Source organism: Streptomyces sp. NPDC101237 (assembly GCF_044767465.1).
Lineage (GTDB): Bacteria > Actinomycetota > Actinomycetes > Streptomycetales > Streptomycetaceae > Streptomyces > Streptomyces gramineus.
In genome coordinates, this window is record NZ_JBIWNY010000020.1 from 80,722 (window position 1) to 95,675 (window position 14,954).

A 14,954-nucleotide genomic window follows, 5' to 3' on the forward strand; every position below is an offset into this window, starting at 1 on the left:
GGTGACCACCGACCTGATCCTGCTGCCCCGAGTCGCCTGTCGCGGACGGGAGATCACCGCGCCCCGGCTGCGCGGTCTGCTGGCGCTGCTCGCGGAGGATCTGCGCGGCGGCTGCAGCACCGGCCGGCTGGTGGAGGGGCTGTGGGCGGACGAACTGCCCGAGCGACCCGGCAAGGCCGTGCAGATCCTGGTCTCGCGGCTCAGGTCGCAGCTGGGTGCCGAGCTGATCGCGAGCACGCCGACCGGGTACCGGCTGGCGCTGGAGGAGACGCAGGTCGACAGTTCCGCGCTGCTGGTGTGGGAGGCGGCGAGTGCCGAGCGCGCGCGGGCCGGGGACCACGCGGGCGCACTGGCGCGGGCCGAGGCCGGGCTCGCGCTCTGGGACGGGAGCGTGGGCGCCGGCGCGGGCGAGGACCTGCACGATCCGCTGGTGGCGCTGCGCGCCGGCCGGGTCGGGGCGCGGCGCGCGCTGGTCAGGACCCGGGCGCTCGCGCTGGCCCGGCTGGGGCGCCGGGCGGAGGCCGTGGCGCCGCTGGCCGCGCTGGCCAGGGAGCTGCCGCGGGACGAGGAGGTGCTGGCGGAGCTGCTGCGCTGCGAGGCCGCGACCACCGGGCGGGCCGCGGCCCTGACCCGGTACGACGCCTACCGCCGCAGACTGCGGGACGAGCTGGGCAGCGATCCGGGGCCCGGGGTCGCGGCCGTGCACCAGGAACTGGTGCGGGCGGACGTGCCCCGGGTCAGGCACGGGGTGCCGCACGAGCCGAACCCGCTGCTCGGGCGGGACGCGGACGTCGCCGCCGTGGGCGGGCTGCTGCGGGCGTCCCGGGTGGTCAGCGTCGTCGGTCCCGGCGGGCTGGGCAAGACCCGGCTCTCGCACGCGGTGAGCCGGGCGGCCGAGCAGCCCGTGGTGCACTTCGTGTCGCTCGCCGGTGTCCGCGCCGACGACGACGTGGCAGGCGAGGTGGCCTCGGCGGTCGGCGCCGGGGAGGGCGGCCGGTTCGGCGGGGGCGCGGACGCGCTGGGCGGCATCGTCGCCGCGCTGGGCACCGGACCCGCGCTGCTGGTGCTGGACAACTGCGAGCAGGTGATCTCCGGTGCGGCCGCGCTCGTACAGGCGCTGGTATCGCGCTCCAGGGAGCTGCGGGTGCTGGTCACCAGCAGGGCTCCGCTGGGGCTGACCTCGGAGTCCGTGTACGCGCTGCCGGAGCTGTCGCCGGCGACGTCGGTCGAACTCTTCGTCCAGCGGGCGCGGGCGGCCCGGCCGGGCGTGGAGCTGCCGGCCGACCGGGTCGCCGAGATCTGCCGGCACCTGGACGGGCTGCCGCTGGCCGTGGAACTGGCCGCGGCCCGGGTGCGGGTGCTGTCCGTCGCCGACATCGCCCGCCGTCTGCAGGACCGTTTCGCGCTGCTGCGCGGCGGCGCCCGGGACGCGCCGGAGCGGCACCGCACGCTGCGGGCCGTGGTGGAGTGGAGCTGGAACCTGCTGGAGCCCGACGGCCAGGCCGCGCTGCGCGCCCTGTCGGTGTTCCCCGGCGGCTTCACCGAGGAGGCGGCCGAGTGCCTGCTCGGCGAGGGCGGGGACGCGCTGGCCCTGCTGGAGCAACTGGCCGGGCAGTCTCTGCTCAAGGTGGGCGAGGGGCCGTCCGGGGTGCGTTTCCACATGCTGGAGACGCTGCGGGAGTTCGGTGCCGTGCGGCGGGCCGAGGCCGGCGAGGACGAGGCGGTGACCGGCCGGTTCCTGGTCTGGGCCCGGGACTTCGGGCGGGCCCATCACGACGCGCTGTTCCGCCCCGATCCGCTGCCCGCGTGGTTCCGGATCCGGGCCGAGCAGGACAACCTGGTCCTGGCCCTGCGGTACGCGCTGGCCCGCGCCGACGGGCCCGCCACCGCCGCGGCCACCGCCGTGCTCGCCGCGCTGTGGGTCACCGACTCCAGCTACGGCCGGCTCGTCACCCTGTGCGCGGAGACCGGCGGCCCGCTGTCCCGCTTCCGTCCGGATCCGGGCAGTCCCGAGGACGTGGAGACGGCCCGCAGCGCGGCGGCGGTGTGCACGAGCGCCCTCTTCGTGGGCCTCGGCCCGCACGCGGTACGGCAGCTCGTCACCCTGCGCCGGCTGCCGCCCGCCCCGCCGGACACGGTCGTCCGCGCGATGGCCCTGGTGCTGTGCGCCACCCCGGACATCCGGCCGCCGCGGTACACGCGCCTGCAGGAACTCTGCGCCTCCGACGCTCCCTTGCTGGCGGGTACGGCGCTGAGCATCGCCAGTTACGTCTGGGAGGCCGGGCACGACACGGCTCGGGCGCTGGAGTGCGCCCGACGGCTGCCCGGGACGCTGGGCACCCTCGGCAACCCGGCCATGCGTCTGCTGAGCCACGGGCGGATCAGCGAGCTGTGCATGCGGGCCGACCTGGGCGAGGAGGCGTACGACCATCTGCGGGCCGCGCTGCGGACGCTGGAGGAGTTCGAGGGCTGGCCGGACTCGATCGGCGTCCGCTGGGGGCTGGTGCTCGCCTGTCTCCAGCGCGGGGAGATCGACGAGGCGGAGTACTGGCTGGACCTCGCGGCCATGGACCAGCAGCCGGAGTCGACGCGTGTCTACGCGCCCGATCTGGTGGCCCGGGCGGAGATCGCGCTGGCCCGCGGGCTGACCGAGGCCGGACTCGGGCTGTGGCGGCGGGCGGTGGAACGGATCCGGGAGGACGCCGTGGTGCTCGCGGGCGATCCGTTCGTGGATCCCTGGGCGCTTCAGGTGCAGTCGGCCGCGCTCGCGGCGCACGCGCAGCACGGCCGGCTCGAACCGGTGGCCGCGCTGGCCGGGCAGCTGCGGGAACGGCTCCTCGGCATGCTGTCCGGGACACCGGCCGGCGGTCCGGGCGGCCGGGACCTTCCGGAGCGGCCGGCCGCGGCGGACGGGTCCGTGCTCGAACTCCCCTCGTTCGGCGCCGCGTTGCTCGCTCTCGGCTTCGCCGGGCTGGCCGCGGGCGACACTTCCGCCGTCCGGCTGGTGGCGCTGGCGGAGCGGCTGCCGACGGTACGGGAGGTCCCGACGCTGGCGCGGGACCGGTCCCGGCGGGCGGCCGAGAACGCGGACCGGGCCGCCTACGCCGACGCGATGTCGGAGTACGCGGCCCTGGGGCGGGATCACCTGCGTCTGGCGGCCCTGCACGAGCTCACCGCCGGGGCTCGCGGCTGAACTGCGCCCGGGACCACAGGTAGCCGAGCGCGATCAGCACCAGGCACCAGGCGAGGGACAGCACGGCGTTCCTGGTGCCGATCCCGCTGCCCAGCAGCAGGCCGCGCAGGGTCTCGATGAAGGGCGAGAACGGCTGGTACTCGGCGAACCAGCGGAACCAGCCCGGCATGGCGTCCACCGGGACGAAGGCGCTCGACAGGAACGGCAGCATGACCAGCGGATAGCCCATGTTGCTGGCGCCCTCGGGGTTCGGGCTCGCCAGGCCGATGCCGACCGCGATCCAGGTCAGCGCGAGGCTGACCAGTGCCATCAGCCCGACGGCCGCGATCCACTCCACCGGTGTCGCGTCGGGCCGGAACCCGATGGCCAGCCCGATGCCGAGGACCAGGGCGAGCGCCGTCAGCGTCTGGATCACGGTGCCCAGGACATGGCCGATCAGCACGGAGGACCGCGAGATGGCCATGGTGCGGAACCTCGCCATGATGCCCTCGGTCATGTCGGTGGCCACGGAGACCGAGGTGCCGAGCGAGGTCATGGCCAGGGTCAGGAAGAGGATGCCCGGGACGAGGTAGGCGACGTAGTCGGAGCGGTCGGCGTGGCCGCCGGTGATGCCGGCGCTCATCACGTTGCCGAAGACGTAGACGAACAGGAGCAGCAGGACGACCGGGGTGAGCAGGAGGTTCAGGGTCAGGGAGGGGTAGCGGCGGGCGTGCAGGAGGTTGCGCCGCAGCATGGTGAGGTTGTCGCGGAGGGCGTGGGCGCGCGGGGACGGGGATGCGGTGCTCATCGGACGGTCTCCTTGTCGGTGGCGGCGGCGGCCGCCGCGGGGGTGCCGGTCAGGGCGAAGAACACGTCGTCCAGGTCGGGGGTGTGCACGGAGAGTTCGTCGGCCTCGATGCCGGCCGCGTCGAGCCGGTCGAGGACGGCGCGCAGTTCGCGCTGGGTGCCGCCGCTCGGGACCTGGAGGGCGAGCGCCTCGTCGTCGCGGGTCGTGTCGCGCAGCGCGGCGGCCGCCTGTTCGTAGGCGACCGGGTCGGAGAACCGCAGCCGTACGTGGCCGCCGGGGACGAGTCGTTTGAGTTCCTGCGCGCTGCCCTCGGCGACGAGCCTGCCGCCGTTGAGCACCGCGATCCGGTCGGCGAGCTGGTCGGCCTCCTCCAGGTACTGGGTGGTGAGGAAGACCGTGGTCCCGCCGGCGACCAGCTCGCGGATGATCTGCCACATGGTGTGGCGGGAGCGCGGGTCGAGGCCGGTGGTCGGCTCGTCGAGGAAGATGATCCGCGGGCTGCCGACCAGGGTCATGGCGATGTCGAGGCGGCGCTTCATGCCGCCGGAGTAGGTGGACGCGGGCTTGCGGGCCGCCTCGGTGAGGTCGAAGCGGTCCAGCAGCTCGGCGGTGACCCGGCGCCCCTCGCCCTTGGAGAGGTGGTGCAGGTCGGCCATGAGGAGCATGTTCTCCTCGCCGGTGATCAGGCCGTCCACGGCGGAGAACTGTCCGGTGACCCCGATGGCGGCCCGTACCGACTGGGCCCGCGCGCGGATGTCGTGGCCGGCGATCCGGGCCTCGCCGCCGTCGGCGGAGATGAGGGTGGAGAGGATGGTGACCGCGGTGGTCTTTCCGGCGCCGTTCGGTCCGAGGAGGGCGAAGACCGTGCCGGCCGGTACCCGCAGGTCGATGCCGTCGAGGACCGTCCGGTCCCCGTAGGCCTTGCGCAACGCGGTGGCCTCGATGGCGAGTTCGTCGTCTGTCGTCGTCATGCGGCAGAGCTTGCGGCCGCGGCGGTTCAGCACGGCTTCAGCCGGGTTTCAGCGCGGGCCTGACGGTTTCAGGGCGCCGAGGTCCCGGTGCGGCCGGTGGCGACGCTGCTCATCGGGCTGGTGGGCGGTGTGGTCGTGGGGATGGCCTCGGTGGGCTCCGGATCCCTGATCATCGTGATGCCGACGCTGGCCCACCCGCGTCATGAGGCGAACCCTCTCGTCGGCACCGACCTCGTGCGGGACCTCGTGCGGGCCGTCCCCCTGGCGGCCGCCGCGGCCCTCGGCCACCTGCTGGTCGGCGACGCCGACCTGGGCCGCGCGGCGCCCCTCCTGATCGGCGCCGTGCCGGGCGTCCTGCTCGGTTCCTTCGTCTCCAGCCGGATCGCCGGCGGCGCGGTGCGCCGGTCGCTGGCCGTCCCGCTGACCGGGTCCGGGCTGTCGGTGCCGAGGCGCCGTCCGCCGTCGTCGGGCTCGGCTGCCTGGGAGCGGCGCTGCTCGGCGGGACGGTCGCCGTCCGCGACCGCCCTACCGCGCGCCTCCGGCGGCGGCCGGGACGCCGGACCGGAGCGCGCGGGAGGACGTCGCCGAGCGGACCGGCCCGGTCGCGGCGGCCACCGGGACACGACGCCCGCGCCGGCCCGGAAGCCACGGCCGGGTGGCGGACGGGTGGCCGGGGCCGCCACCGCTTTCCCTCCCGCGCCGCCGTGTCCGACTCGCGGAGGTCACGTCCCGCGCGCGACCATGGCAGGAGTCGGCCTTGAAGGAGCGCGCATGCGACGGAACCGACTGCTCACCACGGCCGCGGCACTGGGCGCGGCCGCCGCACTGGGGCTGGCCGTGCCGCACACCGCCGCGGCCGGCACCGTGGGCGGCTGTTCGTACGTGTCCTCGGACCTCCGGCCCACCCTCACCTACGGCAGCACCGGCGCCGCGGTCCGGCAGGCACAGTGCCTCAGCAACGCCTGGGGCGGCGTGCCGCCGAAGCTGGCCGCCGACGGGCGCTTCGGCGACCGGACGCTGAAGAAGATCGAGTGGATCCAGGTCTGCCACGGTCTCCCGGAGAGCGGCGTGATCGAGGGCCGCACCTGGGAGGTCCTGTACCACCCGGCCCTGGACTGCTACGCCCGTTACCCGGACTGACGGCCGCCCCGCCCGCTCGCCCGCCCCGTCCTGTTTCGTCCCGTCCGCCGATCCCGCGGCACCCGCCGGACCGTTAGGGTGTCGTTAAAGAAATCGCAAAGGGACTGCGGAACGAGACAGACGAGACAGGGGAGACAGCCTTGGGGGCTCCACGCCTGAGCAGGACGCCGTTGCCGGGAATCGGCGTGCGGTACGACCTCACCACACGGGAACAGCGCAGGCTCTCCGTGGTCGCGCACCGCGACGGTTCACGGATCGTGAGCGCCTACCACCAGGACGACCCCGACGCCTGCGCCTTGTCGGTACGGCTGTCCTCCGGGGAGACGGACGCGCTCATCGACGCGCTGATGCCGACCCACCACAGCCCGAACCTGCTCTCCACCACCGACCTGGGCCTGGTCGCCGAGCGGATCGAGCTGGGCGCCACCTCGTACTGGAACGGCAGGCTCCTCGGCGAGACCCGGATGCGCACCGAGACGGGGGTCTCCATCGTGGCCGTGCTGCGCCGCGCCGAGGCCGTCCCCTCCCCCGCGCCCGACTTCCGGCTGGCCGGCGGGGACACGCTCATCGTGATCGGCACCCGCGAGGGCGTCGACGCGGCCGCCGTCATACTCGGGCGGGAGTGAGGCCTCCGTGCACGACTCCGCCGTCTTCCTGATCGAGTTCGGGGCGATCATCCTCGGCCTGGGCCTGCTCGGCCGGCTCGCCGGGCGCCTCCGGTTCTCGCCCATCCCCCTCTACCTGCTGGCCGGTCTCGCCTTCGGCAACGGCGGCATCTATCCGCTCGGCACCAGCGAGGAGTTCGTCGCGATCGGCGCCGAGATCGGTGTCGTCCTGCTGCTGCTGATGCTCGGCCTCGAGTACACGGCCAGCGATCTCGTCTCCAACCTCAAGACCCAGTACCCGGCGGGCCTGGTCGACGCCGCGCTCAACGCGCTGCCGGGCGCCGCCATGGCCCTGCTGCTGGGCTGGGGCCCGGTGGCGGCCGTGGTGCTGGCCGGCGTCACCTGGATCTCGTCGTCCGGGGTCATCGCCAAGGTGCTCGGCGACCTCGGGCGGCTCGGCAACCGGGAGACCCCGGTGATCCTGAGCATCCTGGTCCTCGAGGACCTGTCCATGGCGGTCTACCTGCCGATCGTGACCGCGCTGCTCGCCGGTGCCGGCCTGGCCGCGGGCAGCCTCACGCTGGCGATCGCCCTCGGGGTGGCCGGGCTGGTGCTGCTGGTGGCGGTGCGCTACGGCCGCCTCATCTCCCGATTCGTCTCCAGCGACGACTCGGAGAAGCTGCTCCTGGTGGTGCTCGGCCTGACCCTGCTGGTCGCCGGGATCGCGCAGCAGCTCCAGGTGTCCGCGGCCGTCGGCGCGTTCCTCGTCGGCATCGCGCTCTCCGGCGAGGTGGCGGAGGGAGCCCACCATCTGCTCTCGCCGCTGCGGGACCTGTTCGCCGCCGTCTTCTTCGTCTTCTTCGGCCTGCACACCGACCCGGCGAGCATCCCGCCGGTGCTGCTGCCCGCGCTCGCGCTGGCGGTGGTCACCGCGTTGACGAAGATCGCCACCGGGTACTGGGCCGCCCGCCGCGCCGGCATCTCCGCCAAGGGCCGCTGGCGGGCCGGCGGCACGCTGGTCGCCCGCGGCGAGTTCTCCATCGTCATCGCGGGTCTCGCCGTCACCGCCGGCATCGAACCGTCCCTGGGCCCGCTGGCCACGGCCTACGTCCTGATCCTCGTCGTCCTCGGCCCGCTCACCGCCCGCTACACCGAACCACTGGGCCGCCGCCTCACCCGCCGCTTGGAGCCCGCGGACACCGTCGCCCTCGTACCCGCGCAGGCCGGCGCCCCCGAGCAGGACACGGTGGGCCGGGTGTGATCCGCAGCGACCACAGGAGAGGGAACGGTTCGCGGAACACAGCGCGGGCAGAACCCGGCGCGAGCGAAACACAGCGCGGGCGGAAATGACACAGGAAAGCGAATAGCTCGCACAGGAAAGCGAAAAGGCCGGACCCGGAGAACCGACGTCGCGGGCCCGGCCTTTTCGGCGGTGCCGAGTGGCGTCACTCCGAGTACTGCGGATATCCCGAACCCGGCCCGTAGCGCGTCGACGAGGGGTCCAGCGTCTTGCTGAATTCGTTCAGCTTTCCGAATCCGTGCTGCAGCTGCACCCGGTCCTGCACGGTGAAGGCGACCGCCGAGCGGGTGCCCCCCGACTCCTTCTTCTTGTGCTCCGCCAGCCAGTACTCGACCTCCTTCACCGCGATGGCCTTGTGCGCGTCGAGGTCATCGAGCGGCCGGCGGTAGTACTGGGTCAGCTCCGGCTTCAGGAAGACCGAGTCGATCTCGCGCGCGCCCCGCTCACCGGCCGTGTCGCGGAGGGTCTGGATGGCGGCGACGATCCCCTCGCCGACCGTCGGCCCCTCGCAGTCCTTGATCTTCTCCTGGATGTGGTCGATCACGTTCTTGCGCGGTGTCCTTCCGTCCGGCGGCTCCACGTCGGAACGCAGGTCGGGAACTTTCGACGCGCTCCTGAAGAACAGCGTGATAAACCAGGACTTCGGCTGTCCCTCGGGTTGCTGGATACTCAAAACCACTCCCTCGGCAGAGAGTCGGAAATCGTGCCAGCAAGTAGACACCCCACCGGAAAAACGGTCAATAATACGCGATAAAGAGGAATGGGGAACTCTTTTCCCGTGGACCCCGGAAGGCCCGTCAGTTGTTCCAGGTCTCGTCGTACGGGTCCGCCGGGGTCGGGATCGGCTTGGCCTCGGTGACGCGGAGGAACGGGATCGGACCGTCGTTCACCGGATCGCGGCCCTGCCTGCTCGTGTAGGTGCCCGTCACCTGGAGCCAGGCGTCCGGCCGGAGGACCGGGGGGATCGCGCCGGTCAGGCCCACCTTCACCGGCTGGGCGTCCGCCGCACAGCAGTTGAGGGCCATGCGCACGAGGTACGGGGTGCCGGAGGAGTCGACGGCCACGAAGCCGGCGATCCGGACCTGACGGCCGGCTAGCGAACGGCCGTGGTCGTACACGGCGCGGCCCGCGTAGTCGACCAGGTTGAGCGGGACCGGGTCGGACGTGGGCAACGTCAGGTAGCCGTACGGCTGTTGCAGGGCGGTCCCGGTGCGCAGCGCGCTGTAGGAGCCGAGCGCGGGCGGGGCGACGAGGATCAGGGCGAGGAGGGGGAGGACCAGCAGCCAGGAGATGCGCGGTTCCCGGTGGACGTGCGCCTCCGCGGGGACCTCGGGAGGTGTCCCGGCCGGTGCGGTGGCGGTGGCCTCCCTGCGGGCGCGGGCGCGCTTCCACTCGTACCACCCGGTCGCCAGCGCGGAGACGATCAGGACGGCGCCGGCGGCCAGCACCAGCGGCTGCAGGCCCGCCTTCACGTAACGCAGGTAGAGGTCGGTGCCGCCCGCGTGCAGCAGGGCCACGCCCACCAGGAACATCACCGCCGCCTGGGCCTGCCGGTTCACAGCAGCACCGCCCCGGTCAGGACCGCGCCGGCGATCGCCGCGGCGAAGGTGGCCGGTGCGAACCGCAGGGCGAAGCCGCGGCCGAAGGTGCCCGCCTGCATCGCGAAGAGCTTGAGGTCGATCATCGGGCCCACGATCAGGAAGGCCAGCTTCGCGGTGAGCGAGAACTGGGTGAGGGACGCCGCCACGAACGCGTCCGCCTCCGAGCAGATGGACAGCAGCACGGCCAGCAGCGAGAGGGCGAGGATCGCGATCACCGGGTTGGCGGCGGCCGTGCGCAGCCACTCGGCCGGAGCCACCGCCTTCAGCGTCGCCGCCGCCATCGCGCCGAGGACCAGGAAGCCCCCCGCGTGCACGGTGTCGTGCCGGACCGAGTCCCAGAACGCCTCCGCCCTGGTCTGGCCCTCGTGGTGCGCGTGCGCCGGCAGACGCAGCCAGTCCGTACGGCCCAGGCGCTGCCACAGCCAGCCCATCGAGCAGGCCACCAGCAGGCTGCCGGCGAACCGGCCCACCACCATCTCGGGGTCGCGCGGGAACGCCACCGCCGTCGCCGTCAGCACGATCGGGTTGATCGCGGGCGCGGAGAGCAGGAAGGCGATCGCCGCGGCCGGGGTGACGCCCCGGCGGACCAGGGCGCCCGCCACCGGCACGGACGCGCACTCGCAGCCCGGCAGGACGGCACCGGCCAGACCGGCGACCGGAACGGCCAGCGCGGTACGGCGGGGCAGGGCGCGGGCGAAGAAGGACGGCGGCACGAAGACCGCGATCGCCGCCGAGAGCAGCACCCCGAGGACGAGGAAGGGCAGCGCCTGGACGACGACCGCCACGAACACCGTCATCCAGCTCTGCATCACCGGGCTCGACAGCGCGCCGCGCACCGGCCCCTGGAACACCACGACCAGGACGAGGAGCAGGGTCAGGGCCAGCGGCGAGCTGAGGTGCCAGCCGTCCTGGGCGGGCGGGGTGCGGGCGGGGTCGGGGCCGGCGGTCCTGTCGCCGGGCGCGCCGCCGGGCGGGGCGGCTTTCTCGGTGATGGCCACGGGTCCGATACCTCCGGCACTTCGCTCAGATCCGGGAGGGTACTCCCTCCTCCCCCCTACGGGCGGGCGGCGACGGCCGTTCACCTCGTTGCTGGAACCATGCATGCCGTTGAGGCACTCTTTCCCCTTGTGGCGAGCGTTCCGTATCAAGGTGGTGGCGCCCCGGCGCACATGGTGGTGTGCGGGGACGACGGGCTCGCGCACCGGCTGGCGGCCGAGTTGCGCGTCGTGTACGGCGAACAGGTCACGCTCGTCGTGCCGCCGAACGTGCGGATCGCCCGGCCTCCGGTGGTCGGAAGGGCCCGCGGCGCCTCGGCCGCGGCGCTCCTGGACCGGGTGGTCAGCGCCGCCGTCGGACGGACCAACGGCAACGGCAACGGCGGTGGTGGCACGGGCGGTTCCGGACCGGCCGCCGGTGAGGGCGCGCGTGGCGACCGGGTGCTGGAGGCCGTCGAGGCCACCGAGACGGTGCTCGCCGAGGCGGGCGTGGAGCGGGCCGCCGCCCTCGCCCTGGTGTACGACGACGACGAGACCAACATCCGGGCGGCCCTCACCGCCCGCCGGCTGAACCCGCGGCTCCGGCTCGTCCTGCGGCTCTACAACCGGCGGTTGGGCCAGCACATCGAGGAACTCCTGGACCAGGCGGCCGTACTGGCGGTCGGTGACGCGGACGGCGGTGCGGGCGACACGTCCACGACCGTCCTCTCCGACGCCGACACCGCCGCGCCCGCGCTGGCCGCCACCGCGCTCGCCGGCACCGGCAAGGTCATCCAGACGGACGGGCTGGTGCTGCGGGCGGTGGACCTGCCGCCGGGCGCCCTCGCCGGAGCGGACTCCGGCCGCGGGCTGTGCACGCTGGCGCTGTTCTCGCTGAACAACACCGGGGCCGCGCCGGTCGAGGGCGCCCGCGATCAGGGGCCGCGGCTGCTGCCCGACGACGCGGAGGTACGGGACGCCGGCGAGCGGGGCGTGATGGTGCTGGAGCAGGTGTCCTCGTCCTCGTCCGCGGCGGAGGCGCAGGACCGGCGCCGGGTCGGGGTCCTGCCGGTGCTCGCCTCGCTGTTCTCGCGACGGCTGCGGTGGTCGCTGGCCGGGGTCGGGGGGTGCGTGATCGCGCTCGCGGTCGCGCTGTCGGTGGTGACGGGCATACATCCGGTCCGGGCCTTCTACTACACGCTCCTCGACCTGTTCGCCATCGACGATCCCGCGATCGGGCAGTCGCTCGGGCGGCAGATCCTTCAACTCCTCTCCGGGCTGATGGGGTTGCTGCTGCTGCCGGTGCTGCTGGCGGCGGTGCTGGAGGCGCTGGGCACCTTCCGGACGGCGTCGGCGCTGCGCAAGCCGCCGCGGGGGCTGAGCGGGCACGTGGTGCTGCTGGGGCTCGGGAAGATCGGGACGCGGGTGCTGACGCGCCTGCGCGAACTGCACGTGCCCGTGGTGTGCGTCGAGTCCGATCCGGAGGCCCGCGGGCTGGCGGTGGCCCGGCGGCTGCGGGTGCCGGTGGTGCTCGGGGACGTCACCCAGGAAGGCGTCCTGGAGGCCGCCAAGATCCATCGGGCGCAGGCGCTGCTCGCGGTGACCAGCGCGGACACCACGAATCTGGAGGCCGTGCTGTACGCGCGGGCGGTACGGCCGGACCTGAAGGCGGTCCTGCGCCTGTACGACGACGACTTCGCGACCGCCGTGTACCGGACGCTGCGCGCCGCGCATCCGCGGGCGGTCACCCGGAGTCGGAGCGTCTCCTACCTGGCGGCGCCGTCCTTCGCGGGCGCGATGCTGGGGCGGCAGATCCTCGGGGCGATTCCGGTGGAGCGCAAGGTGCTGCTGGTGGCGGCCGTGGACGTCGGCGGGCATCCGCAGCTGGAGGGGCGGACCGTGGACGGGGCGTTCCGGGCCGGGGCGTGGCGGGTGCTGGCACTCGAAGGGCAGCCGCAGGTCGCCGGGGACCGGGTCCTGCGGGACGGGGACCGGGTGGTGGTCGCGGTCACCCGCCGGGGCCTGGCGGAGCTGTCCGGCCGGGTACCGCCCACCCACCCGACCGGCGCACTCGGCTGAGAGCGTCCCGGCCGGCCGGATCGGCCGGGTCGGAGGGGGCGGAGAGGCCGGCCGGATCGAAGGGGTCGGAGGGAGCGGCCGGGACGGAGGGAGCGGCCAGGTCGAAGGGGGCGGCCAGGTCGAAGGGGGCGGCCGGGTCGGAGGGGGCGGGCCAGACCGGCTCGACTGGCCCGAGACCGCGACCCTCGCGGGGTCGGCCGCGTCCGGATGCGGCGTCGTGTCCGGGCGAGCCGGTCGCCGCCCTCGCCGAGGCGGCGGACGACGCGGCGGAGGCGCCGGTGCTCACGGGGTGCCGGGCCGCGCGGAGTTGCCCCGCCGGGAGAGGCGGGGCACCGAACCGCGCGGCGCCGGGTCCGGGTCAGTCCGTCGGTGCGGCCGCCGCGGGCGTCAGGTGGCTCTCCGCGAACTCCATCTCCAGTCGCAGTTGCTTGATCCGTTCGTCGACCACCAGAGAGCCGTGGCCCGCGTCGTAGCGGTAGACCTCGTGCGGGGCCGAACGGGCGGCGAGGCGGGCGACGTAGTTGTCGATCTGCCGGATGGGGCAGCGGGGGTCGTTGACACCGGCCGAGATGTAGACCGGGGCCTTCACGTCGTCGACGTAGGTCAGAGGCGAACTCGCGGCGAAGCGGTCCGGGACCTCCTCCGGCGTACCGCCCAGCAGCGTGCGGTCCATCGCCTTCAGCGCCTCCATCTCGTCGTGGTAGGCCGTGACGTAGTCGGCGACCGGGACGACCGCGATGCCCACCGCCCAGGACTCCGGCTGGGTGCCGAGGCCGAGCAGCGTCAGGTAGCCGCCCCAGGAGCCGCCGGTCAGGACCAGGCGGTCGGGGTCGGCCAGGCCGGACTCGACCGCCCAGTCCCGGACCGCCGCCACGTCCTCCAGCTCGATCAGGCCCACCCGGTGCTTCAGCGCGTCCGTCCAGGCCCGGCCGTAGCCCGTGGAGCCCCGGTAGTTGATGCGGACCACCGCGTAGCCGTGGTCCACCCAGGCCGCCGGGCCCGCCGCGAAGCTGTCGCTGTCGTGCCAGGTCGGGCCGCCGTGCAGGTCGAAGACGGTCGGCAGCGGCCCCTGCGCTCCCGCCGGCTTCTGGATCAGCGCGTGGATCCGGCCGCCGGGACCCTCCACCCAGGCGTCCGAGACCGGGACGGACGGCGGGCACCTCATGCCCGGCGGGTCCAGGACCACCTCGCCCGTCGTCGAGCGCACCACCGGCGGCTCGGCGGCGGAGGACCAGAGGTACTCGACGCTTCCGTCGGGCCGCGCCGTCGCCCCGGAGACCGAACCGGCCGGGGTCGGGATCGCGGTCAGCTCGTGCGCCGCCAGGTCGTAGCGGAACAGTTCGCTGCGGGCCTCGTGGCTGTGGACGATCAGCAGCGCGCTGCCGTCCGGGTACCACTCCGCGCTCACGTCGCCCGGCAGGTCGAGGGTCAGGTCCGTCTGCTCGCCGGTCACCACGTCCCAGACCAGCGGCTCCCAACGGCCGCGCCGCTGGTGGCCGATGAGCAGCCGCGGATCGCCCTCGACCGGGGCGAAGCCCAGGACCTCAAGGCCCAGTTCCTCCACACCGCCCCGGGTGTCGTCCAGTTCGGCGACCGGCGTGGCGTCCGGGCGGATCACGCGCAGCGCCGAGTGCATGGCGTCGCCGTGCTCGGTGTGCTCGATGGCGATCAGCGAGCCGTCGTGGGAGAGGTCGCCGACGCCCGCCGACTCGTGGTGACGGTAGATCTCCCGCGGCTTCTGTCCCGCTCTGACCAGGTAGATCGTCGTACCCTCGTCGTCGGTGGAGCGGCCCACGACCGCCGTGCTGCCGTCCCGGCCGAGCGCCAGGCCCGAGGGGTAGGACGGCTCCAGGCCCGGTGTCGCCTCCTCGTCCGCGCCGCCGCCGAAGGGCTGGCGGCGCCAGACGCCGAACTCGTCGCCGTCCTTGTCGTCGAACCACCAGATCCACGCGCCGTCCGGGGAGAGCAGCCCGTCCGTCGTGCCGTTCGGCCGGTTCGTCGCCTGGCGCTGCTCTCCGCTCGCGCGGTCCCAGGCGTACAGCTCATACGTCCCCGTCGCGTTCGACACGAACAGGGAACGGTCGGGGGCGTCCTCCGCCCAGTCCGGCAGGGAGACCCGAGGGGCGCGGAAGCGCTTCTCCCAGTCCGGCATGTCGCTCTCACTCATGGCCGCAGTCATGGCCCCATAGTGCCCGTACCCGCCCCTGACGCGCTGGCGGGCGTCCTCAGCCTGTGGACAACTTTGCGAGCGGACGCCCGTCCGCGCCGCCCCCCGATCCCGGGTCACCGCAAAGCGACCCGTAC

Annotated in this window: 11 protein-coding genes; 5 read left to right on the forward strand and 6 right to left on the reverse strand. The window is 74.0% G+C overall.

The genetic code is table 11. The features are described from left to right. Position 1 precedes the first annotated feature (1 nt). Positions 2 to 3,193 (forward strand): ATP-binding protein, encoded by a 3,192-nt coding sequence (locus ACIRQ9_RS27950; protein WP_404179124.1) that lies wholly within the window; start codon positions 2 to 4, stop codon positions 3,191 to 3,193. Here ACIRQ9_RS27950 and ACIRQ9_RS27955 read toward each other — a convergent pair. Together ACIRQ9_RS27955 and ACIRQ9_RS27960 are read right to left on the reverse strand one after the other, a co-directional pair. After that, a complete protein-coding gene (locus ACIRQ9_RS27955) occupies positions 3,171 to 3,980 on the reverse strand; it encodes an ABC transporter permease (protein ID WP_404179127.1) in 810 nt (269 codons plus the stop codon). The two genes, ACIRQ9_RS27950 and ACIRQ9_RS27955, sit on opposite strands and share 23 nt — an antisense overlap. After that, on the reverse strand, positions 3,977 to 4,951 hold the full coding sequence (locus tag ACIRQ9_RS27960) for an ATP-binding cassette domain-containing protein (RefSeq protein WP_404179130.1): 975 nt from the start codon (positions 4,949 to 4,951) through the stop codon (positions 3,977 to 3,979). Before ACIRQ9_RS27960 ends, ACIRQ9_RS27955 begins: the two co-directional genes overlap by 4 nt. A gap of 96 nt (positions 4,952 to 5,047) precedes the next feature. On the opposite strand from ACIRQ9_RS27960, the gene ACIRQ9_RS27965 reads away from it, so the two are divergent. The 3 genes from ACIRQ9_RS27965 to ACIRQ9_RS27975 all read left to right on the forward strand — a co-directional run bounded on the left by ACIRQ9_RS27965 (position 5,048) and on the right by ACIRQ9_RS27975 (position 7,957). After that, the gene (locus ACIRQ9_RS27965) at positions 5,048 to 6,091 is read left to right on the forward strand and encodes a TSUP family transporter (protein WP_404179133.1); all 1,044 of its coding nucleotides are present in this window, start codon (positions 5,048 to 5,050) and stop codon (positions 6,089 to 6,091) included. 140 nt (positions 6,092 to 6,231) lie between these two features. Next, the gene (locus ACIRQ9_RS27970; RefSeq protein WP_351317495.1) at positions 6,232 to 6,717 is read left to right on the forward strand and encodes a TrkA C-terminal domain-containing protein; all 486 of its coding nucleotides are present in this window, start codon (positions 6,232 to 6,234) and stop codon (positions 6,715 to 6,717) included. A 7-nt stretch (positions 6,718 to 6,724) separates the two neighbouring features. Next, a complete protein-coding gene (locus ACIRQ9_RS27975) occupies positions 6,725 to 7,957 on the forward strand; it encodes a cation:proton antiporter (RefSeq protein WP_404179136.1) in 1,233 nt (410 codons plus the stop codon). Positions 7,958 to 8,141: 184 nt separating this feature from the next. On the opposite strand, the gene ACIRQ9_RS27980 is transcribed toward ACIRQ9_RS27975, so the two are convergent. The 3 genes from ACIRQ9_RS27980 to ACIRQ9_RS27990 all read right to left on the reverse strand — a co-directional run bounded on the left by ACIRQ9_RS27980 (position 8,142) and on the right by ACIRQ9_RS27990 (position 10,595). Then, entirely contained in the window at positions 8,142 to 8,669 is a 528-nt protein-coding gene (locus ACIRQ9_RS27980) for a hypothetical protein (RefSeq protein ID WP_404179139.1), read from the reverse strand. A gap of 124 nt (positions 8,670 to 8,793) precedes the next feature. Further along, positions 8,794 to 9,555 (reverse strand): TIGR03943 family putative permease subunit, encoded by a 762-nt coding sequence (locus ACIRQ9_RS27985; protein ID WP_404179142.1) that lies wholly within the window; start codon positions 9,553 to 9,555, stop codon positions 8,794 to 8,796. Further along, positions 9,552 to 10,595, reverse strand: coding sequence for a permease (locus ACIRQ9_RS27990; protein ID WP_404179145.1), 1,044 nt, complete (start codon positions 10,593 to 10,595; stop codon positions 9,552 to 9,554). The genes ACIRQ9_RS27985 and ACIRQ9_RS27990 overlap by 4 nt, the downstream gene beginning before the upstream one ends. A gap of 171 nt (positions 10,596 to 10,766) precedes the next feature. Here ACIRQ9_RS27990 and ACIRQ9_RS27995 point away from each other — a divergent pair, with 171 nt between their 5' ends. Next, positions 10,767 to 12,650 (forward strand): NAD-binding protein, encoded by a 1,884-nt coding sequence (locus ACIRQ9_RS27995; RefSeq protein ID WP_404179321.1) that lies wholly within the window; start codon positions 10,767 to 10,769, stop codon positions 12,648 to 12,650. A 358-nt stretch (positions 12,651 to 13,008) separates the two neighbouring features. Here the strand turns inward: ACIRQ9_RS27995 and ACIRQ9_RS28000 are convergent, their stop codons facing one another. Beyond that, positions 13,009 to 14,817, reverse strand: coding sequence for a prolyl oligopeptidase family serine peptidase (locus tag ACIRQ9_RS28000; protein WP_404179147.1), 1,809 nt, complete (start codon positions 14,815 to 14,817; stop codon positions 13,009 to 13,011). Positions 14,818 to 14,954 lie beyond the last annotated feature (137 nt).